This is a genomic window from Cupriavidus sp. FW305-46, assembly GCF_058787075.1.
In genome coordinates this window covers 1-23,804 of record NZ_JBYSZI010000079.1, presented here as the reverse complement: position 1 = coordinate 23,804, position 23,804 = coordinate 1, and the positions used below count along the sequence as shown (strand labels likewise).

The window sequence follows — 23,804 nt, the reverse complement described above, 5'->3', positions numbered from 1 at the left end:
GATTGGGGGTTAACGGCGGGCGGCTTGGGAGACTTTAGGGGGATGTGGCCTAGGCATCGCTAGTATGCGCGCCACATGGATGACTCGTTCAATGTCCGGCCAAAAAGCCCGTCGGAGCCTGGCTGGCAAACATTGCAGCAAAAAAACAAGGGCATACCTACCAGCGATGCTGGTACGTCGCCGTCAGGGTGATGCCCGCCGCCGGCAAGTGGCTGGTATTGTTGCTATTGCGCAGGAGCTGGCTGTAAAGGGGGTAATAGTAGCGGTTCAGCAGGTTTTGGATACCAACCGTGACGGTGTCCTTTTTCCCCAGCTTGTAGCTGCTGATGAAATCAAGCGTTGTGTAGCTGCTCACGTCACGCCGGCCAAAGCTGTCCACGCCGTTAAGCCTGTAATCGTGTCCGGCGAAGAAGCTCGCTTGCAGCCGGTTGTTCCAGGCAGGCACGGGACGGTACTGCACGTACCCTGTCAGTTTCAGCGGCGGGATGCGGTACCCACTCATCTGCTGGCTGCTGCCGCCCTGCGGCGTCTCGCGCCCGCGCATCCATGTGAACGTGCCGCCGGCACCCCATTGCTCGTTATCGGAAAGGTAGTCGACGGCCGCCTCCGCCCCGTAGATGCGCTCAGCCGTCCTGGTGAGAATCAGTCCGTTATTGAAGCTCTGGACGTCGCCCAGGTCCGAGGTGGTATAGAAGAGTGCAACCGAAGCCAGCGTATTGTCAAAGGCACCGCGCCAGCCCAGTTCGTAATTGTTGGTCTTGACCGGTTGCAGATCCGACGAGCCGATATTGAAGCCGGCTCTGGCGTTGCGCACCTGCAAGCCGATGTCCGGCAGGTTGAAGCCCTGGCTGAATGCGACATAGAGCTCATGCTGCTTCACCGGCCGAAAGGCGATGCCTATGTTGCCCAGCAGCGCGCTGTAGTCCACCGATCCGCCCTTGACTGTCGCCGGGGCCGCCAGCCGCGACTGGGAAAGCGGCACGAAGTCGTCGAAGCTGGCGCGAGCGTACTGGTAGCGAAGGCCTCCCTCGGCCGACCAGCGCTCGTTGAACTTGTGCTGGATCTGGCCAAAGCCACCCAGGCTGCGCGTGGTAATCGGGGGCATATAGGTGAGCGTTCCCGTCTTCGTGAACACACGCCCGCCGCTCGCGTCGTAGGTCGCCGCATCGAAGATGTCGATCGGCATGTCGCTGCGTTCCTGCTCGAAGTCCATGCCCCATACCAGCCTGGTGCGCTGGTCGCTTGTCAGCGGTGTCTTGATGGTCAGCCGGCTACCAAATACCTCTGAATTCTGCATGGCCTGGTCGACATTGCCACCACGTGTCGCAACGGCACGCGCATCGAATGGCGTGAAACGGGCGAAGTAGTCCCGGTAGTAGAACTGTGCCGAGAGCTTACTGCCGAGCAGGTCGCGATGCTCGTATTCCAGGTTCACCAGCGTGTTGCGAATGCGGTTCTGGTCGTCGAGTTGCAGACCGCCGATGTCGCGCGCTGGCACGCTGCCGGCCGGAAGTTTCGCCACGCTCGGATCGGAGGCGAACTTTGTGTCCTGGCTGGCATCGTAGTGGCTCACTGCCAGCTGCACACGTTGATCAGGGGCGAAGCGCAGGCCCAGCTTGCCCCCAATGTTGTAGGCGTTGGACTGAAACATGTCGCCCTGGCTGGGCTCTGGCGCGATCCGCTGCCCCTTTGCGTCATACGAATTGCCGGTATGGCGTACGCCTACATCAAAAGCATAGTCAACAATGCCCTCGCTGCCAGCGAAATGCTGCTGCACACTGCCGTTCAGGCCATCGGCACGCAGCCGCGTGAGCGGCGTGCCAAAGGACACAGTGGTGTCCGCCTGCGGCTGGCCGCCAGCGGGGCGCGTAGTAATCGACACGATGCCGCCGGTAGCGCCACCACCATAGATCGCATTGCTTCCCCTCAACACTTCCACGCGTTCCACCAGCGCCGGATCGATGTTGGCGAGATTGCGCGACGAATCGCGGTTAGTGTTGAGCGGCACGCCGTCGACCAGCACCAGCATGCCACGGCCGCGCAGGGTCTGGCCGAAGTCCGTAATGGTGTGGCTGGAATCTGCCATCCCAGGCACGACCTTGGCGAGCACGGTGGCAAGGCTGTCGGAGCCGGTCTTCAACTCCTCAAGTTCCGCGCGCTCGATCACGGTTGCCTGGCGCGTCGGGCGAACCAGATCGCTGGACACCCGCGACGCCGTGACTTCCACGGGCGCCAGCATGGCCGCGGCATCCATGCCGGTCGTGCCACGGGCCGATGCGTCGGCAGACGCCGGCGTGCCCGCGGCATCCAGCGCCTGTTGCCGGGCTTCCGGCTGCAGGACATATCCCTTGCCATCTTGCCGCTGGTAGCGAATGCCGCTCCCTTTAAGCAGCGCCTCGAGGGCCGCCTCGGGTGCCATATTGCCGCGTATGGCCGGCGCCTGCTTGCCAGCTACCAGTGAAGGAGCAAAGAAGAGCTGCAGCGAGGTCTGCCTGCCAAGCTGCACGAGTGCTTCGCCAAGCGGCTGCGCACGGATGTCCACGGCAATGGGGCGCGCGGTCAGCGCATCGGCTGTCTGCGCCATCGCCGGCACGGCGCCGGCAAGAGCCGTGGTGACAACAGCGGCGGCGGCCACGCAGCCGCGGCGCCAGGCCAGCATGGACGGGCGCATGGCGGCGTCGCGATAGTCGGAGGGTCGGCGGCGCGCCGGGGCGTTTGGACGAGACGGATTCACGGTAGTCAGATTCGGATTGCGTCGGGAGGTATCAGCACGGCGACATGCGCAGTGCGGGCAGCGTGTCGGGGATAAGACGAAACCCGGAGCGAAAACCTGAATCGAAACAGCTAATTTGGCAAATTACTGTGCCGGACTATTGCGCGAAGATCACCGTACTGCCGTCCGGCAGCGTACGCACGCCAACCGGCAGGAACCGTGGCAGCGCGTCCAGCAGGGCGTCGGTGTCATCCGTCCTTAGCACGCTGCTCACGCGCAGGCGGCCGGTTGCGCTATCTGCCACGCGAACCGGTTCGCGGCGATAGCGTGACACTTCCGCGGCCACATCCGCCAACGGCACGTCCTGAAACACGAGTTTGCCTTCACGCCATGCAAGTGCCGCGGATAGGCTGATGGGCGCCGCGGGGGCCACGGCGCCGTCGTTCGTGACCGTAGTGCCCTGCCCGGCCGTCAACGGGACGCTGGAATTCACGCGCGCTCCCTGCACCTTCACCGAGCCGGATTCGACATAGACAGCCACGGCAGCGCCATCGACCGCATTGCGCCGCACATCAAAGCGGGTTCCGGTAACGGTGACCCGTCCTGTCCCGGCGACAACCACGAATGGCCTCGCTGCGTCGTGCGCCACCTCGAACATTGCCTCGCCCTCCAGGAGCTCGACCAGGCGCGAGCCCTCGCTGTATCGCACCGACACGCGACTGCGGGTATTCAGCTCGATGCGAGAACCGTCGGGCAGGCTCAATATGCGGCGCTCGCCCGCGATGGTCGCCAAGCTTGCGGCATAGTGCTCTTTCGCGGCCGCCATGGTCGGAGCAAACCGAGCGTCGGGCGTTGAACCGCCTGCCCATAGCAGCCAGCCCGCTCCGACGACGACAGCGCAGGCCGCTCCTGCTACTGCCGTCCGCCAGCGCCACTGCTTGTGTCCGCCGGCGACGACGACGCCGGGAATGGGGTCGGAGACCGGCTCAGCCAGCGCCCGGAGGCGCGCCGGATCTACCATGCCCGCCGCCTGCCAGAGGCGTTCCAGCGCCTTGAATTCAGACCGGTGCCGCGGGGATGCGGCCAGCCAGTCGTCCAATGCGCGCTGCTCCTCAGGACCGAAGCCGGCATCCTGTGCCCGTGCGAACCAGCGCTCTGCCGCGGCTCGCGGATCGTCGGGGGTGCTCATGTGCGGCAGATCATCAGTGCTGGTCAAGCGATCCCACACGCTCGCGCAAGTGCCGCATCGCGCGGATCATGTACTTTTCGACCATGTTCTTGGAAATATCGAGGCGGTCCGCAATTTCCTGTTGCGAGCAACCATCGAGGCGCTGCCAGACAAAAACCTGCCGGCATTTCAGCGGCAGTTCGGCCAGAGCCTGCTCGATGCGGCCCGCCAGCTGCACAGCGTGAAGGTTCGCCACGGGGTCGCCCGACATTGCCGGAAGCGCCTCGATAACGTCAAGCGTGACCGACTCGCGTCCGCCCTGCCGGCGAAAGCCGTCGATAGCGATATTACGGGCTGTCTGATGCAGGTAGGCACGCGGCTGCTGTGGCACCGTGCTGGTCTCCAGCATGCGCAGCATGGCATCTTGCGTGAGATCTTCCGCCTGGTGCCGGTCCCTGAGACGGCGCGTCCAGGTGTCGACCAGTTCCTCGTAATAGGCGAACAGGCCCAACGCGCGCAAAGGTCGGGACGGCATTGTGGAGAACGCGGAAGCGGTGGCGATCAGATTGAATGCGACTTATTATCATTTCTAACGCTCCGCGTCAAGGCTGGGACTGCCGAAAAAATCAGGCACGAGCGGTGCAATTGAGCCGAATATTCATTACTGCTAAAATGAGAACAATTCTCAATATGTTTTGATGGTGGTTCGACGCCGTTCTGGAGTGGTATGTCAGCCGAGGAAACGGCAATGCAGCAGCAAATGCGCGCGCTCTATTGCGATCATCATGGATGGTTGTTTGGGTGGTTACGCCGCAAGCTCGGATGCAGCCATCATGCAGCGGACGTGGCCCATGACACCTTCCTGCGCATCCTGGGCTCCCGTAACGCCCTGCGGGCCATGCGCGAGCCACGCGCTTATCTGGCGACGGCAGCAAAGCGCCTGCTTATCGACCAGGTGCGACGAGACTTGATCGAGAAGGCGTACCTGGAAGAGCTCGCGCTGGTTATGGCCTCGGCACAGGGAGGGCCCTCTGCGGAGGAAGTCGCGCAGACCGTGCAGGCGCTCATGCGGATCGATGCCGCGCTGAACGGCTTGTCGGCAAAGGCGAGACGGGCCTTTCTACTCTGTTACCTGGAAGGGTGCACCCACGCGATGGTGGCGGCGGAGCTAGGCGTATCGACCAAGATGGTGCAGAAGTACCTGATCCAGGCACTCGCGCACTGCCACACCGTGCTGGCGTCCTGACATGCTGCCTGAGTCCTCTGGCGCGGACGTCGCCGAGCAGGCCGCTGCCTGGATCGTGCTGCTGAACAGTGAAGATGAAGCCGAGCGAGCCAAGGCCCGCGAGGGTTTCGAGGCCTGGAAAGCCATCGCTCCCCGAAATGCCGAAGCCGCGGCCAGGCTTGAGACCTTCATCAGTCAGGTGCAGCAGGTGCGTAGCGCATCGCCATCCGATGCCCGCGCAGCGCACGCGGCGCTGAATGCCGCGCATGCGGGCGTGCGGCGAACCGGCAGGCGCCGGGTGGTGGCCGGTCTTGGCGGAGCGCTGGCGCTGGTGTTGCTGCTTGCCCTGCCCTCCTGGCTGGTCGTGCACAACTATCCCCCGGCGAATCTGTGGGCTGACATGCACAGCAATGGCGGGCAATGGAGCCAGCGCACGCTGAGCGACGGGTCGCAGGTGACGCTGAGCGGCGTGAGCGCGATCAACTGGCGCTTCGACGACAGCAGCCGAGTCATTGAGTTGGTGCGCGGCAGCGTGCTGGTGGACGTCGCAAAGGATGCCCGGCGCCCCTTCTATGTGCAAACACCGCTGGGTCGTATCCGGGCCCTGGGTACGCGTTTTGCCGTCACCTATGACGATGGCGGCATGACCCTGGAGATGCTGGAGTCCCGCGTGGCCGTGCAGACGCCCGATCAGTGGCAGGCAGGCAGCCGTGACGCGCTGGTGGTGCAGGCAGGCCAGCGCGTGCGCCTGGACCGCCGCGGGGTCGATGCGGTGGAGGACATTGACCCACTTGGCGTGGAGCAAGGCTGGCGCAGGCATCAGCTGGTGGTCGATGACCGTCCGCTACCCGAGGTGCTCGACCAGCTGGCGCGGCACCATCCCGGTCCCATTCGCTTCGAGCGCGACGCGCTGTCGCATATCCGCGTGACAGGCGTGCTGCCTCTGGATGACACAGACAAGGCGCTGCAGCTGTTGCTGCGCAACTTCCCCCAGTTGCACGTTCGTTCCGTGGCAGGACGTTGGGTCTGGGTAGACCTGCAATCCGCATCCTGAGTCAAGCCGGAGAAAAAAACTTTCCGGCGTGGTTCCAATTCTTTGTTCTGGTTCGTCAATGCCGATGAACTCATCGAACAAAGGATTTCTTCAAATGCGTGTCGCAAAGCGTTTCAGCCCACGCCGCTGCCTGTCGCCCCTCGCGATTTCCCTGTCGCTGGCCCTGGCTTCTGTTGCTGCCGGTGCCAGGGCCCAGCCAGCCCCTGCGGCGAGCAAGCAGCAATACAGCATTCCGGCAGGCCCCCTGGCGCCGGCGCTCAATCGCTTTGCCCAGGAGGCCGGCGTGGCCCTGGTCGTGGATGCCCGGCAGGTCGCCACGCTCAGGACGCAGGGTCTTGACGGCCGCTACGGCGTGGATGAAGGCTTCGCGCAATTGCTCGGCGGTACGGGCCTGGCCATCCGGAGGACGGATGCCGGCTATCTGCTGGCGCCGGTGACAGCTGTCGCTCCCCCCAAAGCGCAGTCCACCAGCGACGCGGCTCCGTCCGGCAATATCGGTACCGGCGTGGCGGCGAACAGCACGCCGGGAGACGAGATCCTCGCGCCCGTGTTGGTCATGGCTTCGCGTTCCAATATTGAAGCCGACAAGGCGCCGCAGACAGTGCAGATCATTGGCCAGGCAGAGATCGAACGTGAGCTGGCGATCTCGACCAATTCGTCGGACGTGCTCAGCAACCTGATCCCGTCATACACGCCCAGCCGCGGCAAGATGAACGGCAGCGGCGAAACCCTGCGCGGGCGCACGCCGCTGATCCTGATCGACGGCGTGCCGCAGTCCAACCCCATCCGGCCGACGGGCCGCGAGGCGCACACCATCGACTTCTCGATGGTCGAGCGCATCGAGGTCGTGCAGGGGGCAAACGCCATCAACGGGCTGGGTGCCACGGGCGGCACCATCAACATCATCACCAAGCGCCCGGAGAATGGCGCCTTCAACCAGCGCGTGGACGTGCAGACTACGATGCCGACCTACCGCATCGACAGCGAGGTGATGAACTACAAGGCCTCCTATCTTGCCAGTGGCCGCAAGGACAAGCTCGACTACCTATTCTCCGTTTCCGCGGAGGACCAGGGGCTGTACCTGGACGCGCAAGGGCGTCCCATCGGTGCCGACAACACCCAGGGCGACCTGATGGACTCGCGCAGCTATGACGTGCTGGGCAAGCTGGGCTACTGGCTGGACGATGACCAGCGGCTGCAACTGTCGGTGAACCGCTACCGCATCAAGTCGAAGGCCAACTACATCGGTGTGGCGGGCAACCGCACGCTGGGCATTCCCACCACCTCGGTGCGCGGCGAGCCCGAAGGCACGCCGCCCTGGAACGATGTGTGGACCTCCAGCATCAGCTACAACCACTATGACCTGGCTGGCATGGAGCTGTCGGCTGTCGCCTTCTACCAGGATTTCGAGGCGCTCTTTGGTGCGGACAACTCGGCTACGTTCCAGGATGCCACCATCGCTCCGATAGGAACGCTGTATGATCAATCGCGCGCCGTATCGTCCAAGTTTGGCACCAAGGTGAGCCTGACCAAGGCCGATCTGCTGGACAACCGGCTCAAGCTCACCGCTGGCTTCGATACGCTGATCGACAAAGGCAAGCAGGACCTGTACGGCACGGGCCGAACCTACGTGCCGGAGTCCGAATACCGTGACCTGGCGCTGTTCCTGCAGGCAGAGTACAAGCCGTTCGACAAGCTGACGCTGCATGGCGGCGTCAGGCAGGAGTTCGCCGACCTGAGCATCGACAGCTACCGCACCCTGGCCCGCTATAACGGGGTCGCGGTGGAAGGCGGCAAGCTGAATTTCAGCGAGACGCTCTACAACTTTGGCCTGGTCCTCGAGCCCGTCGCAGGCTGGAACGTCTTTGCCAGCTACTCCGAGGGCTTTGGCATGCCCGACGTGGGTCGTGTGCTGCGAGCCATCAATACACCCGGGCAGAGCGTGAACGACTTGCGCGGCCTGGTTCCTATCATCACCAATAGCGTGGAAGTGGGCACGCGCCTCAAGCGCGGAGCCTGGGAGGGCGAGGTCAGTTTTTTCCGTTCCGACTCTGACTACGGCGCGCGCGTGATTCGCGTGAACGACGCCTTCATGCTGGCGCGCGAGAAGAACCAAATCGACGGCGTGGAGGGCAGCCTGGGCTACCAATTCAGCCGTGCCCATAAGGCCAAGCTGTCCTATGTCCATACCCGGGGCCGCTACGACAGCGATGGCAACGGCAGCCTGGACGCCAGGCTGGACGGCTTGAATATTGCTCCAGACCGCTTGATGTTCGCCTGGACAGCGCAGTGGAACGAGCGCCTGTCCTCCTTTGTCCAGGTCCAGCATGCCTTCAGCAAGAACTTCGATGATCCCGCCAAGCGTTTCAGCGGCTATACGCTGGTAGATGCCAGCCTCAACTACAAACTGCCGAAGGGCACGCTGCGCCTGGCCGTGGCCAACCTGTTCAACGAGGACTACATCACCTACTACTCGCAAAGTGCGCTGGTGGAGCCGCTGCGCTACTTTGCGGGGCGCGGGCGCACCGTGTCCCTGGGCTATTCGCTCAACTTCTGATGGCTGACCGGCGAATGGGGCGTTCCGGCATGGCGGGCTTGCGCGCCGTCATCGCCATTGGCGGCGGCTATGGGATCACGGCATTGGCAGTAGCGGACGGTGCCATTGCGCTCGCCCGATGCGGCATGAGCCCGTCCGATGCGGTGGTGACCGCCGCCATGCTCGGGTTTCCGGCCTATCTGATCATATTGATGTTCGGGCTGACCTGCTCCAGTTTGCCGCGCCTGCTGTGCGGGCTGTGTCTATGGGCCGCTTTGCTGGCCCTTGCCTTCTGGCTGCTCGATGGCAGCGCCTTGGCATGAGCAGCTATCGGAGAAGCCTGGATGGCGTGCACACCTGGGCGGGCATCGTGCTCAGCGCGCTGCTGTTCGCCATCTTCTGGATGGGCACGCTGAGCGTGTTCGACCGGGAACTGGACCGCTGGATGATGCCTGCCACGCGCCTGCCCGAACCACAGGGGCCGCCGCGCCTCGATGCCATGGTGCCCGTGGCGCAGGCGCTGGTGCCGGCGGATGCGCGCCAGTGGCGCATCGACTGGCCCACGGCGCGTACGCCGGTACTGCGCCTGTCCTGGCAGACCCGCGAGGGTGCGCGGGGTCAGCACTACCTGGACCCCGCGAGCCTTGCCGTCATCGAGGACCCGGGGACCTTGGGCGCCAGCGGATTCATTTTCCCCTTCCATTACGGGCTGCACATCGCATGGAAGGATGCAGGCAAATGGCTGGTGGGGCTGGCCGGCATGGGCATGCTGGTGCTGCTCGTCAGCGGTGTCATCGTCCACCGCAAGATCTGGGCGGACTTCTTCACGTTCCGCCCCCGCAAGCGCCTGCCGCGTAGCAGCCTGGACCTGCACAACATCACGGGAGTGATGGGCCTGCCCTTCCATTTCGCCATCACGCTGTCGGGGCTCGTCATCTTCTGGGCCTTCTACTTTCCGCATGCCCACCAGGGTCTCTACGGTAGCGGCCCGAAAGCCAAGGCCGCCGTACAGGCCGATGGCTATGGCCGCTACAGCCGTCCGCGCGCCAACCTGCGGGGGGATGTACCGCCCCTGGCGTCACTGGATGGCATGGCGGACGAAGCCCGGCGATTGTGGGGGAATGGCGCCGAGCCCTACTTCGTACGGGTATGGAACCCCGGCGACACCAGCTGCTACGTGGAACTGCGCCGCTCGTACGCGCGCGACGTGCCGATGAATCTGGACCAGCTGTTCTTCGATGGCGCGACCGGAAACCTGTTACACCGGTTCGAGGCTGCGCCGGCCATGGGCGTCCAGCGCTTTATCTCGGGCCTGCATTTCATCCAGTTCGAGCATTGGCTATTACGCTGGCTTTATTTCTGCCTGGGCCTGTCCGGATGCGTGCTGATCGCATCGAGCATGGTCTATTGGCTGGCGACGCGGCGGTCCGCCAGGCCGCCCGGCTGGCGCCGGCGCCTGGTGGAAGCCATGTGCATTGGCAGCGTCACCGGCATCATCGTGGCAACCTTGGGCTACCTGTGCGCCAACCGTCTGCTGCCCGAACAGGCGCAGTGGGGCGGGCTGGAGCGCGCAGGACTTGAAGTTGCCGCCTTCTGCGCGCTATGGGGCGGCTGCTTCGTGCACGCCCTGCGTGGCTCGCAGGCCTGGCGGGAGCAGGCGTGGGCCATTGCGATGCTTGGCATCGGCTGCGTGGTGCTCAACGCATGGACGACCAGCGCCTATGGTTCGGGCCTTGCCCGGATTCCGGCCGCGGTGCTGGGTGTGGATGCTGTGCTGCTGCTTCTGGCAGCGCTGGCTCTCTATGGCGTGCGCGGCCTCACCCCTCTCACGGCACATTCAGCGGCATCTTGAGATCGCGCACGCCATTGGCTTTCGGGCGGGTAGTCGGGCACATGAAGAGCCGGGCGGCTACACCCCAGGGGATCATTCCCGCCCTCACGAGATGGCCTTAGCTGTCGGGATCCGCAGTTCCAGCCATATCTGGGCGAATACCGGCAATTGACGAACCACACGTCCGAACCGCGGCACGTCCAGGATCTCATGCGCCGCTGTTAACATATGGGCATCGGCAGAAACGCCGCTTGTTTGTCTTCGATAGCTGGCCATATAGAGATTACCGATGGTGGCGTCACTAATCTTGATTGCGAAAACGACCGGACTGTTCATCGCAACAGCGCTTGCAGAAATCATCGGCTGTTACCTGCCGTATCTCTGGCTCAAACAAGGACGCTCCGCCTGGCTGCTATTGCCGGCGGCGATTAGCCTGGCGCTCTTCGCATGGCTGCTGACGCATCACGAAGCGGCAGCGGGTCGGGTGTATGCGGCCTACGGCGGCGTCTACATCGGTGTCGCAATCGCCTGGCTTTGGGCGGTCGACAAGGTGCGACCGACGCAATGGGATATCGCGGGGGTGCTGGTTGCCTTTTGTGGGATGGCAATCATCATGTTTCAGCCACGTGCCTGACGGGACTTGCGCAGGGTGGATTTTTCCTGCTGCCGCCACAGCAAATCACTGGTGCAGGCGGCCTCTGAGAATGGTCCGCGGCCAGCCTCACTCTGGATCGCCATGCTCCGGCCGCACGTCCAATTCCAGTTCTTGCGTCAATGTTTTGACGCTCGGCAAGCTTTCCTGGAGTTCGGCAGGGAGTTCCGCAACGAACTGGTACTGAGCGACGCCAATAGGATTGCCCATGCCGCGTAGCGCGTACTCCACCACCAACCGATTGCGCTCCTGGCATAGGAGCAACCCAATGGTCGGATGGTCGGCCTCGGTTTTCATCTGCGCATCGACCGCGGATAGATAGAAACTGATTTGGCCAGCATACTCGGGCTTAAAGGCGCCAGTCTTCAGTTCAATGACGATATAGCAGCGCAGCTTAAGGTGATAGAAGAGCAGATCAAGATAAAAGTCGTCGCCTCCAACTTCAAGGCGAACCTGTCGACCGACATAGGCGAAGCCGGCTCCGAGCTCGAAAAGGAAACGAGTTATGTGATCGACCAACGCTACCTCCAGGTCTCGTTCGGTCGCGTCGGCACGCAAACTCAAAAAATCGAAAACGTAGGGATCCTTGAGCGTGGCGCGGGCCAAATCAGACTGTGGCAATGGCAACTGAGCAGCAAAGTTATTCGGCGCCTGCGCTGCGCGGTCGATCTGCCGGGTCTCGATCTGCACTAGGAGTATTGCTCGGAACCAGCCATAGGTTAGGTTAGCGCCTGCTTTGCATACCACTCGCGCTGCTCAACCGACTTGAGCTTCTGTAACAGCACCTGGTTGTGCCCCCAAGGCAATTGTCCAACAAGCTGTTGGACAATTGCCGGGTCCGGCCACGCCTGCGCGAAGGCGCGCATTGCCATCAAGTTGGAGCGCGACAGGCCGCTCATATCAGGGAACGCGTTGCGCAAATCCTGTGCCAGACGATCGATTACTTTGGCGCCCCAGGCCTGCCTAGACTGCGGTTCCAGGATTTCCTTGCCGATGTCTCAGTACAGGGCGACCAAGGCGGGATAAAGGGGTCGTTATCGACCTTATCGCCGAACGCGGGCCTCACGCCTCCCCCGCCCGCATCAAGCGGGGATGACGTGAAGTGCAATGGCAGTAGCCGCCAAGGAAGCGTCATGCGTTCGCATCCTCGATCGGACATTCAGACGTCTGCTTCAGACTGCAATCCGTCGTTGGATTCCGCAAGGCGAGCGTCGGGCTTCTACCTATCGAAAGACCATCCCACGTTCATGACACCCCCGCCCGTCTTGTTGTGGAGCAGGAGGACCGGTGCCATGGCGACGCCGCCCCCCGCCTGCTGTTACGCCGCCATGCCGTTCTTCCTCGCGTACTCGTCGAGGAATGCCATGATCCCATGCCGACGTGGGAAAGCCTCCTGGACTGATTCGGTGGTGACCGCTCCGGTGTCGAGAAGACGGGTGAGCTCGTCCTCCCAGCGCAGCAGGCGGTGGGCGGTCAGGAAGTCGTCGATCTCCTTGAACTTCTTCAGGGCGCCGACGGCGTGACCATTCGCCAGGAACAGGTTGGGAAGAGAGGTGTCCCCATCGTTCGTCTTGATCGTCACCATGGACGCGATGGCGATGACCCGGGCCAGCAGGCTTTCCTCGTCTTGCACTCCACCGCTGCGCGCCGTCCCCATGAACACGTCGGAGACTTCCACGCCGTACGTGCCACTGATCAGCAGTGCGTCGTCGCTGTACTCGATCAGCCGTTCGGCGCGGGTGTACCCCGGGTGGTAAATCATCCGGCGATAGCCCTGCGCGTAGGCGCTCTCAAGCGACGGGAGGAAGGGCAGTTGGCGGATGGGCTCCGGCACGTCCCAATCCTTCGACGGGGTGGAACGGTGACGCGGCATGATCCGGGCCGCAGGCCCGCAGTGTTCAGTCAGTGCCAGCGACGCCGCCACCAGTTCGACGCCCGAGTGATCCTTGATGTCCGCCGACCCGAACAGCAGGAGGCCGTTCGTGCGTCCAGCTAAGGCCTCGCGCAGCGGGTTGAGGAGGGCAGTGGGGAGCGCGTCGGTGGTGGCCGTGGTCGGCACAGGCTCGATCATGGGCCATGGACGGGCGAACGGGGTACGAGCTTCCAGCTCGCCATTGTCGGCCACCACACCAATCAATGCCGTCTCCTCGTCGGTATGGTTGGGGCGTGACGCAACCATCAGCCGGAGATCCTCGTGGAGTGTGTCTGGGGTGGGCGTGTCGAGCAGAACCGCGACGCGATGGCCGGAGGTCTGGGCGTGCAAGCAGGCCGTTTCCAACCGGTCGGCCGCGTCGTTCCACGACTGCTGGTCGAGTTGCAGCGGACCGACCACGAGCAGCGTGCCGCTCGGAACCCGATCTAGCCCTGCGGACCAAAGGCCGTAGTCGCCCAGGTCGATGCTGCCTGCCCACCGGTTTCCGGCGCGTTCGGCGTAGATCAGAGCGCCGTCGGTGGCGTCCTCGTATGCTTCCAGCAGAGCGTCGATCGCGCCCTGCGACGTCGTGACGTACACGCCGGGAACGGGACCCGTCGGCCAAATGTGGGGTGCGCTCCGGGTGACGACAGTGCCGGGGGGCGAGAGCGCTTCAAGGAGTTCCTGCGGCGACAGGTCCACCGCAAAGCGCTTCTTCAGGCGAAAAGCCAGGCGGCTGGTCGAAGTGGCGTCCAGCTCGGTGGCGGCAACCCGACCCGGGAACGCCAACACTTCGGGCCAGCTACGAAGCCCGGGGAGCGCCGCAATGAGATCGAGCGACTGGCTGTGACCGAGGGAAGGATGTGAGGGCTGCAAAAGGCCGCGGACGAGCCCGGCCAGCAGCTTCAACTGCTGAATGTCCATTGCTTTCTCCAGGGCGGCAAATCCGGTGCACGCTTTGCGGGCCGCCCATCGAAAACAACGATTACGGAATGGGGTAGGTGCCTTCAAACTTCGTCTTCGTCATGCCCCGAAGGGCGCGTGCGGCAGGCGACGACAGCCTGCCGCAACTATATCAGGAAAAGGGTCGTTCACCGCGCTGTGGGGAGCCCATCCACTCGGTGGTGTAAAGCGCCGATCAACCGGCGCTCGATCTTCTCGCTCGAGGGCTTGCTTGCGGCCGTCGGCATTCCCTCGTTGCGCGCGGCACGCACACCGCCAAACGGAGGCAAATGACCGTCGGTCATCGCCAATGGCCGTTACTCATTGCGAATTCGGCCAGAAGGCGACGCTCGCAATTAAGTTCTGGAACGTTCATTCAAATGCCCCTCCGCACCATAGAAGCTAACTCTGCTGGCTAGCGTTCCTCGCGATTCGAGGCATTCCTTCGAGCCTTGGCAAGAGATGGCTCTTTCGATCGAGTCACGGCCGTGGGTGAGCCGACGGTGATTCCACCCTATTGATGCATGCATGGCGCCCCGCACGATAATTCGTCGCGATAGGTCGCGCGATGGCCAGTGCATCCTCATCGGCAATCACTCAATTTACCGAATTAAAGGTCTCTTTCGTCGCAACCGTAAAGAATGAAAGGTGGTAGCATCGTCGCTCTATCGTGGCTTGCCATGGGACGCGCGACGAAGACTGCCATCTCCCTGTTGCGCAGGCTACGGACGAGCCGGCCGCCATTCGAGAACAAATAGTCCATAACAACGAAAATGATTCGCACATTACGGTCAACCGGCGGCGGGTTTCAGCGAATTCTTCCCATTGCTCCCACTGCTGTTGAAGGCGCTCATTGGGTCACCGTCTTTATCGCGGAAAATGGAGGTAGGAAAAGCTACCTTCTGCGATGCTTGACGGAAGCTGCCTTAGGCAACTCATTCTATCGCTCACTCGGAAAGCCGCGCGTTAATTTTACCCTTCCCGAAACCAAACCAGCGAGGGTGATTGCGATTTCAGGAACGCCGCTGGACCGGTTCCCACGTGCAGGCACCCGCGACTTAGGGTCCCGCCGAAAGTCGTCTAGCTACAACAACAGCTTTGTATACCTTGGGCAGCGTGCGAGCAATGGCATGTCTGGCTTAGGACAAAGCGAAAGAAGCCTCGTCGGCTCTTTGCTCTCGAACCGTCATTTGTTGAAGGAGCGTAGTGAACTCTTCTCGCAGGTATTTGGACATCTCGGCCTAGAACCGTTTGTTGCAGTATACCTGCGCTCATCGCTCGCCGGAAGGCATACTGAAAAACTGCTCACCGAGGTTCTCTATAGCAAACTAAAAGAAGCCGTCGACACGCAGGGCCCAACACATCGCGAATCGAAGGCCTTGGTGCAGGAGATAGAACACTTCCTCCACGACCGGTCTGTGCGGCAAAAAACTCTTAGTGCCATTGAGCGCCTCTCTCAAGGTCGGCCGGCGCTTACGCTTACACCTCAGCGCAGCACGCCTCTGCAAGGCCTGAGCGTAGCAATGTGGGAGCTGTTGCTTATCGCCGGTGCCGTAGAAATTGTCCGAACTAAGTTTAAGCGCAAAGGCCGTACTGCGTCAGCAATGCTGACAGGGGATGAACTAAGTTCTGGTCAATGGAGTTGGTTGGGCACATTCGGCGCACTGGTCGCGGAATTGCGAGATGATTCGCTGATTCTTGTTGATGAGCCAGAAAATAGCCTGCACCCGAGCTGGCAGCGAGCATTTATGCCCGAGCTTTATGGATGTTTGCGCGCATTTAATAACTGCCAGATTGTGGTAGCCACACACTCCCCCCTGATCGCTTCAGGCGTCTCCCCCGACTGGGGCAACGTCCGCACGCTGAAGCGTGGACGCAGGGCCAACGCCGTGGTGCGCAGCGAAGAGCTTGTGACGCCGTTTGGCTGGCATGCTTCGGACGTGTATGACGAGCTGTTTGAACTGCCTACGACACGATCCGGGAAGTTTCTGGAGGTTGCAAACATGGCTCTGGCAGCCATTAGTGCACGGAAGCCAATTTCGGCCACGGACGTCGCCGAATGGTCTGAGCACCTGCAAAATTCCATGACGCAACTTCCCCCGTTCGATCCATTGCGTCAAGTCTTCGCAGATATCATCAAAACACTCGGCCCACGCCGCGGTCGTCGGCACATTTCCGGAGCAGAGGCGCATTAATGACCTTTTTTGTGAAGCTGCAATGGGAACGACAAGACCGTCCTTTGTTCAGGCGAGTCAGGTCGTGTACCGGAGAATGGTCTACCGCACATGACGCAATCCAGGAGCTTCGTGAGCGCCTACTGGACTTACAGAATTGGCGTTGCGCGTACTGCCAGGTACCGATCGAGGCTGATGCGAACGGACATCGAGAGATCGAGCACATCCTGCCAAAAAGCGCCTCAAAGGATTGCACCAGGGCAGCAGGCATGAGCAATGATCCGAGAAAGCGGCGAAGCACCCTCGGATACTCCGAGTTCACCTATGAGCCTAAGAATTTGGTTGTGATCTGCAAGCAATGCAATACGCTTAAAGGGACTCACGATCCACTGCGCAATCGCTCACAGGCCCGCCCAATCAGCAAATACCCGGGGGCAGGCGGTTTCATCTGGTTTCACCCACACCTCCATCGCTATGACGAGCATATCGAGATCAATAGCAGTTTCGTCTTTTCTGCTATCACCGAGCGAGGTGCCGCAGTCATTGACGCATGTGGTTTGGCAAAAGCCCAGGTTCTTGAGAAGAAATTTTTAGCACGTGCCATGTCGCGTGCGCGACAGATAAATGACGTCAAGAAGTGCATTGAATATCTAGCATCCAGTGTAGAGGCCAAGGCATTCTCTCAAAATGACGCCGAAGCCAGTATCAGTGCGCGATTTGGTTTGGATGCCGCTGACGCCAAAGCACTCTACACACTGGTATCGACTGCCACGAGCATTTCGGAGATGGAGAGCGCGGAGCGGGCCTGTCAGGCTGTAGCACAAAGACGTGGCAGCGCGACCAAGGCTTCGACAAAGGCGAAGAGAGCACGCTAGTTTTGGAAACGCTATTCCAACAAGAGAACTATACTGTGAACACGAACACTGAAACAGATTTCAACTCTATAAAGAGTCAGACCAGGTTGGCGTTGCCGAGTGATAACGGCTATATTTTCCGCCTCGGAGTTGCGCTCTATGGCTTCGCGTCCCTCAGCAGCTTCATGGCTGAGATTGCGTGTCATCTCGACCACGGCCTTAATCGTCAAGAGATAGAATCAGGCACTGGTGGCGAAATACTCAGCTCATTCCGTAAGACGGTTAAAGGAGAAAAGAAAAGGAACTTGAATATTTGGAAAATTGGGAACGTGGCTGCGGACATGTTTGAGACTTTGAATACGCAACGATCCGATTTCGTCCATTCCTACCCTATCACGAACAAGGCGGGGGCGCAGATACTTCACCGTCGAAATGACTCAAAAGAGAAATACTTTGAGGTAACCAATGATTTTCTCGATGACTTCATCTCGCGGCTCCATGACGTGAGCAGTAAGCTTTACGAGATTCGTTCAATTGTGAGCCAGATCTAGGAGTCCTCCCTACCCCACATTCCGGCATCACCTACAAGGCGATTGAATGTCCGGTTTTTGATCGGCAAGGGCCGCTTAGGGTCGATCAGCGCCCCCCTGGCAAAGGGGTGTGCACGCACCTGCCCCCCTCCAACTGGACGGAGATCAAGGTGGATACGCGTAAGGAGCTCCCTACCTCCCGCGTGCCGTAGAACAAAGGCAAGCTGACCGGACAAAGGCCCCAATTGAAGCTTGCGGAAATCTGGGCGATTCGAACAATGCTGCAGATGGCTGAACTGGCTATGTTCAATCTTGCGATTGATATCAAGCTTCGGGCATGCGACCTGACTCGGTTGCTCGTCCACGATATCTGCCAAGGCAGCCACGTCGGATCGCGAGCACTCGTCATGCAGAAGACGACGCAACGCCCGGTTCAATTCGAGATAACGTAGCAAACTCGTCAGAGCATCGAACCTTGGATCAAAGCCCGCCGATTGAGACACACCGACTATCAAAACGGCTGCATGTGTCGGCGCATATTTCAACGCGACAATATGCCCGGCTGGTCCAACGATGGATTGGCTCTATCGGGCTTGATGATACGGCGTACGGTACGCATGCCATGCGCCGCACGAAAGCCTCATTGATTTACCAGCGAACGAAAAGCCTTCGCGCCGTGCAGTTGCTACTCGGACATTCCAAGCTCGAAATCACCGTGAAATACCTCGGCATTGAGGTCGACTACGCCCTTGAGATGGCGGAGCAAACTGAAGTATGAAGTCGAAGCTGGCCGGCGAGCGGTTGCTTGCCGGTCAGGAGCCGACGGTAGCTAGCCAGCAGGTGGGGGGCCGCGTCCTATCTCAAAGCCGCCCCTCGTTCCCTTCGCCCGATTCTGGCTTGGCCGAAAGGGCTGGGAATAGCTCCAGACATGCCAGCACTTTGGGGAGCAAAATAAGCTGGGCCATTCTTTCTATCGGTGCTTCAATTTCGCGGACGGCAAACCACCGGCGCAGCCACCGTACTGCAGCCGGATTTCCTGACCGCATTTCCGCCGACCTGGCGCGCTTCGACCGGTGCGCCGGAGACTTGGATCACCAGTACAAGCACGAGCCCGACCCGGCTCACGCGAAATCGCCAGCTTCCAGGACAGGAAGCAGGAGGCCGACGAACGTCTCCATCAGATGATCGCTGATAACCAGGGTCCCCGAGGCCGACAGCTCGCCGCCCTCGCCCTTCCCGTCGTGGACGAACTGGAAGCAGACCCGCTCGATCACCGGCGCAAATTTCGGGAAGGCAGCGCGTAGGTCATCACTCGCGTTGCCCTGCGACTGAAGTTCCAACCGGACGCTGGCATGGCCGCCGAGCAGCGCGCCGGCCGCTTTCACCTTGCGCACCACCAGATGGCCAATGGGCGGGGCGGCACGCAGGACGTCCAGCAGCGCCAGCACATCGAAGCGCACGGCCTCGACCGACATGCCGAATTCGACGGCGTCCGACAACACGGTCACGAACGACCGGACGGACCGGGGGGGATCGATCAGCACGATGAGGTAGCGCCCACCGCTGACCGCCAGCAAATAGAACCGGAAGATGGTGTAGCGTACGGACTCGACGTGCCGGATTTCACCAAACGGATCCTCGATCGTCTCGCGCTGGACAAAACGCTCGATGAAACGAGCCTCGATCCGCTTGTTGCGGACCTCCAGCAGCTCGAAACCGAGACCACCGTCGAGCGTGAAGGCGGACTTTGCCAGGCGCGCCGCGAGCGCCCGCATCCCGAGGCCGAGATGCATCTCAATCCATTTCGTCTTCGCCATTGCCATGTCGCTGTGCGCCTTACAGCATCTTTACTACCGCCCGGGCCGCCGCTTCGATGCGCCGTCCAAGCGTGGTGTCCTCGCCATCCGTCAGCCCCGTACGGGATTTGTTGAAACTCGAGTCCTCCTGCATTTTGTAGAACCCGCGGGGCAAGTACGAGAATTTGGTACAGGTCTCCGGCTCGGAGAACTGCGCCTCGAACTCATAGAGATCCGGCTCCATCGCGTTGTCGTTCACGGATTGCCACACGATCTTCCACAGATAAAAGCCTTTGGCGAAAAGAACCCGCAACTCGTCGGATTGCAGGACGCCTTCCCCCTTGAGCGATGCCTTGGAAATATGCACGCCAATGTCGGTGGCGGGATCCGGTTCCTCGTCCTGGCCGTCCGCATTCAACTTCGGCTTGTAGACATAGGCGTCCGTGACATCGCGAAACTTGAAGCCCTTCACGTGCTTGATGAGCTCTGTAAAGAACTGCGAGCGTTTGGCAGGATCGTGGACGTGTTCGAGGGACACTTCGTCGATGTCGAGCGTGTCGTCGATTTCCTTGGCCACATCCGCAATCAGGGTGCGCGTCCACTCGTCGACGTGATCATTATGCGGGCCACTGATGGCAATGTCCGGGCCGGATGCCTCGACCGTAAGGGTCGCTTCCTTGGCAACCACCTGGCGGAATTCCGTGTGGTTGAACTGGGTGACCAGGTATTTCACCACGACGTCAAAACTGCCGTTCTCCCGCACCCGGACGTTCGCGACATCGCCGCCGGCGCGGATGGCGTCGCACAGCTTGTGCGCCGCCGCTTCGAACTGGCCGAGTTCCACCGATTTCGACACCACCCGCAGCGAGGACATCCGCTCACGACGCACGGGCGAGCCGAACAGCTTGGCCAGCGTCTGATAGTCCTGATAGTCATGCGCCAGGCGCGAATAGTAGTCGGCGAGATTACGGCGCGGGGTCCCTTTTGAGACGATGATCCCCCGGCTGATGAACAGCTCACGCAGGTGCTGATTCGTGACAGCCGGCAGGTTCAAGGCATCGAAGATCGCCTTGTCTCCAGCACTATAGATGGCCATTTACTTACCCTTTTTTTCCCAGCCCAGTTCCGTCTTCGAAAAGGTTTTCTTCTCGATCTCAATAATCTCGAGCTGGATCGCTTCCAGCATCTCTCGCTTGGCCGCATCGAAGCCCCAGTCCTGCAGATAAGCTTCGATCGCGCGCTGAAAGTGACTGCGGATGTTGTTGTGTGGCTGATGATGCGCCACGCGGATGCGCAGTGATTGTCCGGCCTGGGGAATCTGGCAGGTCGCCAGGCAGTCGAACAGATAGACGAATTCCACATGACTGTTGCCCGGCCGGTTGTAGTAAATCACGTAGCCCGGGCCGTGGCGCTCGACGTTCGCCTTGGTCTTTTCATCGTACTTCGTCACCGCATCATGGAAGATGATGAGGAACGGGCCGGCAATCTGCTCGATAGTGGCCGGCGCCTCGTCCGAGCGCACCAACACCCGATGCCGGCGCAGCTCGGGATAGTAGAACTGGTACGTGGTTTCCGGGAAGCTGCCTTCCCGGTGCAGGCGATTGGCATCCGAGATGATCGTGGTCATGTAGTTAATCATCAACGGGTCAATCACATGCAGCAGCATGTTCGGTTCGAGCGGCAGGTTTTCGGTGCGGATCCCTCGCTCGCCGTGCTCAAAGCGACCGGACTTCTTCGGATTGAAAATGTCGTAGAAATGCTTGTCATACTCCGCGTCGTGGTTGTAGACAAACAAGGCGCCGCGGATTTCGCTGTCACCCTCTTCTAGGTTATAGCGGCTGTCCCACTCCTCACTGGATCGCGCACAGTCGATGGTCTGCGCCAACGATTTCAACGCGGCACGTACCGGCGAGGCCGAAATACTGCTTTTCGAATAGCTTTTCAGATCCATGTTCATAAGGATCCGGCGGTTCAGATAGGGATCCACATAACCGAACACGACATCCACCGGATGGGTATGTTCCGCCTTCTCCTTCCCGGAGTGCTTGGTGGCCTTCACGCAAGTGAAATTCTGGTCGAGCAAATCGACCCGCTTCCATCGGAACCACGCGAAAATATCCTGCGAAATGCGATTCGCCATCTCCGCTGTGGGTGCTGTTTCGCCACCACTCATCTCGTCTCCAATGCCCTGCAACCTGAAACGAAAAATTATCAACCATCCGCCCCGCCTGGGCATCCCCTACCTCTGCAGGGCATCGGCCCCGCCACAGACTGCCTTCGACCAGCACCACCGCCCTACCATCGCCCCACAAAAGCATCCAACCCCGCACAAAATGCACGCCCGCACCGACATTTGAATTGAACGCGCGCGCCGACCTTTCAAAACCCGCTGGACAAACGCCGCATTAGGAAACCTTGAGAATCGTGGCGGTATGCCCCGCCGGCAGTAGACGGTGCCTCATGGCGATTCCCCTCGCGATTGGGATCGCAAAGGGCCCGGGCTGAGCGCTAGCATTGCCAAATACCGGGTGGTTCGCCAAGCATCTAGGATGCCGGGCGAGCGCCCCTCAAGACCACGTATATGTATAAGAAGAACCATTCTCGCCATGAAATCCCAACCGTCATGGAGACGGACGCCGGCGGGCGCATAAGGAATCCGCATCAGATCACGATCGACCAGCATGTCATTCCCAAGGCCCATCTTAGGGAATGGTTGTGGACCGATGGCCGCCTGCAGGTCGGAGACAAAGAGTTCCCCGATCGAGAACTTTCCCCTGCGCTGGCCGACGCCTTCGTCGTCAAACGGCTGTGGGATCAGGCAGCCGAAAGCGGCATGCTGAAGTCCAACGAGGACAACTATCAGCGCCAGGTCGCGCTAATCGAACAATCGCGCCCGTTCTCCGCGCACGACCATATTTCGGCCTGCTTCGTCCTGCTGTGCGTCCGGGCATCGGTCGCGTTACGCCCACGTCCAGACGGCGAGTCGATCATGGGCCTGTCCTCGCCGCCCCCCGCCAAGGCAAAGCTGGAGAAAATGGAAAAGGCGAATGCCGGATCCACGGTCAAAATCGTTTACGCCGGCGGCGAGGGGTCGCAGAGCGTGTCGCGAGCTGTCGTGTCGATGGCAATGGACATGGAGTTCCGCAGACGCATCCTGCGGTTTGGCACGCGACGCTGGTTGGCACACTCTCTCGATAATGGTGTCGTGCTGCCAGACTCGATGGTCTAGCTGGCCGACCAAGGCTTGGCAATGCTGCCCGCCACGCCGACCGTCGTGCTGCTCGAAGAGTCCACCCGCGACCGCCTGCAAGCCGCTGGCCATCTCGGGGCCGAGGCAATCAACGACTATCTTCGACGAGCAGCGCAGCGCTACTATGTGCTGCCGCCCCAAGAAGCGCCGTCACGGGTCGAACCCTCTTGCTCCGCGGCATAGCATCGCACAAGCGGATTTCCCCATGCCACCGACCGCCCACGACCACACCGCCCGAGATGACTTTGACTTCTGAATAGCTGCGCGAACTGAAGGCTTTGGCGACACCGGCATAGGAAACTGATCTGCCGAGGCATCGAATGGGCTACAAACGACCCACTAGCGGCCAGGCCTTTAACTGATTCCAATAGCCGCATTGGCACTGGAAACAGTCATCCAACTTACCGCTGTCGAAAGACGGAGATGGGTCGTTCTGCGACCCTCAGTCCCCACAGATCGGCAATGAACTTCCTTTCTCGGGAAAGTAGCCAGGGCAACAGGAGATAGGCGGCCTCTCCCACCTGGCGCCCACCAGCAAATGTGGCTGTTACAGCGATCTTCCCTATGAGCGCTCGCCTGTTATCGTTCCGACTGGATAGCGCCTCGGCCCCCCACCTCGCCAGCAAGCCGCCCGTCGGCGCCTGCCCAAATATCAAATCGCCCAGGATGGGGCGGCAGCCGATTGCACGGCTGCGCACCCGCCCAACGTCAGTCAGCCTGCAATGCCTGGCCATGCAGCAAGGCCAGTTCACTCAACACCTGCGTTTCGTGCGCCAGCCAGGCCGCGAGGGAAAGCAAGCTCTCCCAGGTCCCCTGCTCCAGATCCACCGGTTCCAAACTTGACGCCCCATGATCGCTGGCGACAAGCAAAAGCCCATGAAGCTGCGCCGCCCGTTGCACAGCAAGACTCAGCGGATTCTCCCCTGGACTATGGGCGGTCACCAGCATGTCGACACCATTGTGTTCCGCCGTAATACCGTGATGACTATGGCTATACATGGCGCACCTCCGCATACGCGGACCGCGCGCGCTGCTGCATTGTGCAGGTACTGGAGATTGCCAATCGCCCAGAATGGGCAAGTAAGAACTGAAGCATGGGAGTGCCCCCTAACCATACAGGTTCAGTCCCGCTCCCCAGGTATTGATAGGGGTGGGCGGGCGCAAGGC

At 61.0% G+C, this 23,804-nt stretch carries 21 protein-coding genes and 1 pseudogene; 12 read left to right on the top strand and 10 right to left on the bottom strand.

Going from position 1 to position 23,804, the window contains the following annotated elements; all coding sequences use genetic code 11:
• Positions 1–157: 157 nt before the first annotated feature.
• The 3 genes from AC3WON_RS27875 to AC3WON_RS27865 all read right to left on the bottom strand — a co-directional run bounded on the left by AC3WON_RS27875 (position 158) and on the right by AC3WON_RS27865 (position 4,416).
• On the bottom strand, positions 158–2,659 hold the full coding sequence (locus AC3WON_RS27875) for a TonB-dependent receptor (RefSeq protein ID WP_492353208.1): 2,502 nt from the start codon (positions 2,657–2,659) through the stop codon (positions 158–160).
• 211 nt (positions 2,660–2,870) lie between these two features.
• Entirely contained in the window at positions 2,871–3,902 is a 1,032-nt protein-coding gene (locus AC3WON_RS27870) for a FecR family protein (protein ID WP_492353207.1), read from the bottom strand.
• A 13-nt stretch (positions 3,903–3,915) separates the two neighbouring features.
• The gene (locus AC3WON_RS27865; RefSeq protein ID WP_492353206.1) at positions 3,916–4,416 is read right to left on the bottom strand and encodes a sigma-70 family RNA polymerase sigma factor; all 501 of its coding nucleotides are present in this window, start codon (positions 4,414–4,416) and stop codon (positions 3,916–3,918) included.
• Positions 4,417–4,608: 192 nt separating this feature from the next.
• Between AC3WON_RS27865 and AC3WON_RS27860 the strand changes: the two genes are divergently transcribed.
• From AC3WON_RS27860 to AC3WON_RS27835, 6 genes are all read left to right on the top strand, one after another.
• The gene (locus AC3WON_RS27860) at positions 4,609–5,127 is read left to right on the top strand and encodes a sigma-70 family RNA polymerase sigma factor (protein WP_492353205.1); all 519 of its coding nucleotides are present in this window, start codon (positions 4,609–4,611) and stop codon (positions 5,125–5,127) included.
• 1 nt (position 5,128) lies between these two features.
• Positions 5,129–6,160, top strand: coding sequence for a FecR family protein (locus AC3WON_RS27855; RefSeq protein ID WP_492353204.1), 1,032 nt, complete (start codon positions 5,129–5,131; stop codon positions 6,158–6,160).
• 94 nt (positions 6,161–6,254) lie between these two features.
• Positions 6,255–8,717, top strand: coding sequence for a TonB-dependent receptor (locus AC3WON_RS27850; protein WP_492353203.1), 2,463 nt, complete (start codon positions 6,255–6,257; stop codon positions 8,715–8,717).
• The gene (locus tag AC3WON_RS27845) at positions 8,717–9,019 is read left to right on the top strand and encodes a hypothetical protein (protein WP_492353202.1); all 303 of its coding nucleotides are present in this window, start codon (positions 8,717–8,719) and stop codon (positions 9,017–9,019) included. The genes AC3WON_RS27850 and AC3WON_RS27845 overlap by 1 nt, the downstream gene beginning before the upstream one ends.
• Before the next feature lie 26 nt (positions 9,020–9,045).
• On the top strand, positions 9,046–10,548 hold the full coding sequence (locus tag AC3WON_RS27840) for a PepSY-associated TM helix domain-containing protein (RefSeq protein WP_492353201.1): 1,503 nt from the start codon (positions 9,046–9,048) through the stop codon (positions 10,546–10,548).
• A gap of 268 nt (positions 10,549–10,816) precedes the next feature.
• Positions 10,817–11,161, top strand: a complete 345-nt coding sequence (locus tag AC3WON_RS27835) for a YnfA family protein (RefSeq protein WP_492353200.1) — start codon at positions 10,817–10,819, stop codon at positions 11,159–11,161.
• Positions 11,162–11,248: 87 nt separating this feature from the next.
• On the opposite strand, the gene AC3WON_RS27830 is transcribed toward AC3WON_RS27835, so the two are convergent.
• The 3 genes from AC3WON_RS27830 to AC3WON_RS27820 form a co-directional block, all read right to left on the bottom strand.
• Positions 11,249–11,869, bottom strand: coding sequence for a PDDEXK nuclease domain-containing protein (locus AC3WON_RS27830; protein ID WP_492353199.1), 621 nt, complete (start codon positions 11,867–11,869; stop codon positions 11,249–11,251).
• Between the two features lie 29 nt (positions 11,870–11,898).
• Positions 11,899–12,120 carry a DUF1016 N-terminal domain-containing protein gene (locus AC3WON_RS27825; protein WP_492353209.1) on the bottom strand — a complete coding sequence of 74 codons (222 nt, stop codon included), beginning with the start codon at positions 12,118–12,120 and terminating at the stop codon, positions 11,899–11,901.
• A gap of 377 nt (positions 12,121–12,497) precedes the next feature.
• Positions 12,498–14,015, bottom strand: a complete 1,518-nt coding sequence (locus AC3WON_RS27820) for a hypothetical protein (protein WP_492353198.1) — start codon at positions 14,013–14,015, stop codon at positions 12,498–12,500.
• A 791-nt stretch (positions 14,016–14,806) separates the two neighbouring features.
• Here AC3WON_RS27820 and AC3WON_RS27815 point away from each other — a divergent pair.
• From AC3WON_RS27815 to AC3WON_RS27800, 4 genes and pseudogenes are all read left to right on the top strand, one after another.
• Complete coding sequence (locus AC3WON_RS27815) at positions 14,807–16,228, top strand: AAA family ATPase (RefSeq protein WP_492353197.1); 1,422 nt, start codon at positions 14,807–14,809, stop codon at positions 16,226–16,228.
• A 248-nt stretch (positions 16,229–16,476) separates the two neighbouring features.
• Positions 16,477–17,082, top strand: a complete 606-nt coding sequence (locus AC3WON_RS27810) for a hypothetical protein (protein ID WP_492353196.1) — start codon at positions 16,477–16,479, stop codon at positions 17,080–17,082.
• 35 nt (positions 17,083–17,117) lie between these two features.
• Positions 17,118–17,612, top strand: coding sequence for a hypothetical protein (locus tag AC3WON_RS27805; RefSeq protein WP_492353195.1), 495 nt, complete (start codon positions 17,118–17,120; stop codon positions 17,610–17,612).
• A gap of 257 nt (positions 17,613–17,869) precedes the next feature.
• Positions 17,870–18,369 (top strand): annotated as a pseudogene (locus tag AC3WON_RS27800) (tyrosine-type recombinase/integrase).
• 343 nt (positions 18,370–18,712) lie between these two features.
• Here AC3WON_RS27800 and AC3WON_RS27795 read toward each other — a convergent pair.
• The 3 genes from AC3WON_RS27795 to AC3WON_RS27785 are packed head-to-tail and all read right to left on the bottom strand — an operon-like array spanning position 18,713 to position 21,560.
• Entirely contained in the window at positions 18,713–19,414 is a 702-nt protein-coding gene (locus tag AC3WON_RS27795) for a hypothetical protein (RefSeq protein WP_492353194.1), read from the bottom strand.
• Positions 19,415–19,427: 13 nt separating this feature from the next.
• Positions 19,428–20,483: a hypothetical protein gene (locus tag AC3WON_RS27790; RefSeq protein ID WP_492353193.1), complete on the bottom strand. Its 1,056-nt coding sequence runs from the start codon at positions 20,481–20,483 to the stop codon at positions 19,428–19,430.
• Entirely contained in the window at positions 20,484–21,560 is a 1,077-nt protein-coding gene (locus AC3WON_RS27785; RefSeq protein ID WP_492353192.1) for a PD-(D/E)XK nuclease domain-containing protein, read from the bottom strand.
• 408 nt (positions 21,561–21,968) lie between these two features.
• Here AC3WON_RS27785 and AC3WON_RS27780 point away from each other — a divergent pair, with 408 nt between their 5' ends.
• Together AC3WON_RS27780 and AC3WON_RS27775 are read left to right on the top strand one after the other, a co-directional pair.
• Positions 21,969–22,616 (top strand): hypothetical protein, encoded by a 648-nt coding sequence (locus AC3WON_RS27780; protein ID WP_492353191.1) that lies wholly within the window; start codon positions 21,969–21,971, stop codon positions 22,614–22,616.
• Between the two features lie 21 nt (positions 22,617–22,637).
• Entirely contained in the window at positions 22,638–22,820 is a 183-nt protein-coding gene (locus tag AC3WON_RS27775; RefSeq protein ID WP_492353190.1) for a hypothetical protein, read from the top strand.
• 525 nt (positions 22,821–23,345) lie between these two features.
• Here AC3WON_RS27775 and AC3WON_RS27770 read toward each other — a convergent pair.
• A complete protein-coding gene (locus AC3WON_RS27770; protein WP_492353189.1) occupies positions 23,346–23,636 on the bottom strand; it encodes a hypothetical protein in 291 nt (96 codons plus the stop codon).
• Between the last annotated feature and the right edge of the window lie 168 nt (positions 23,637–23,804).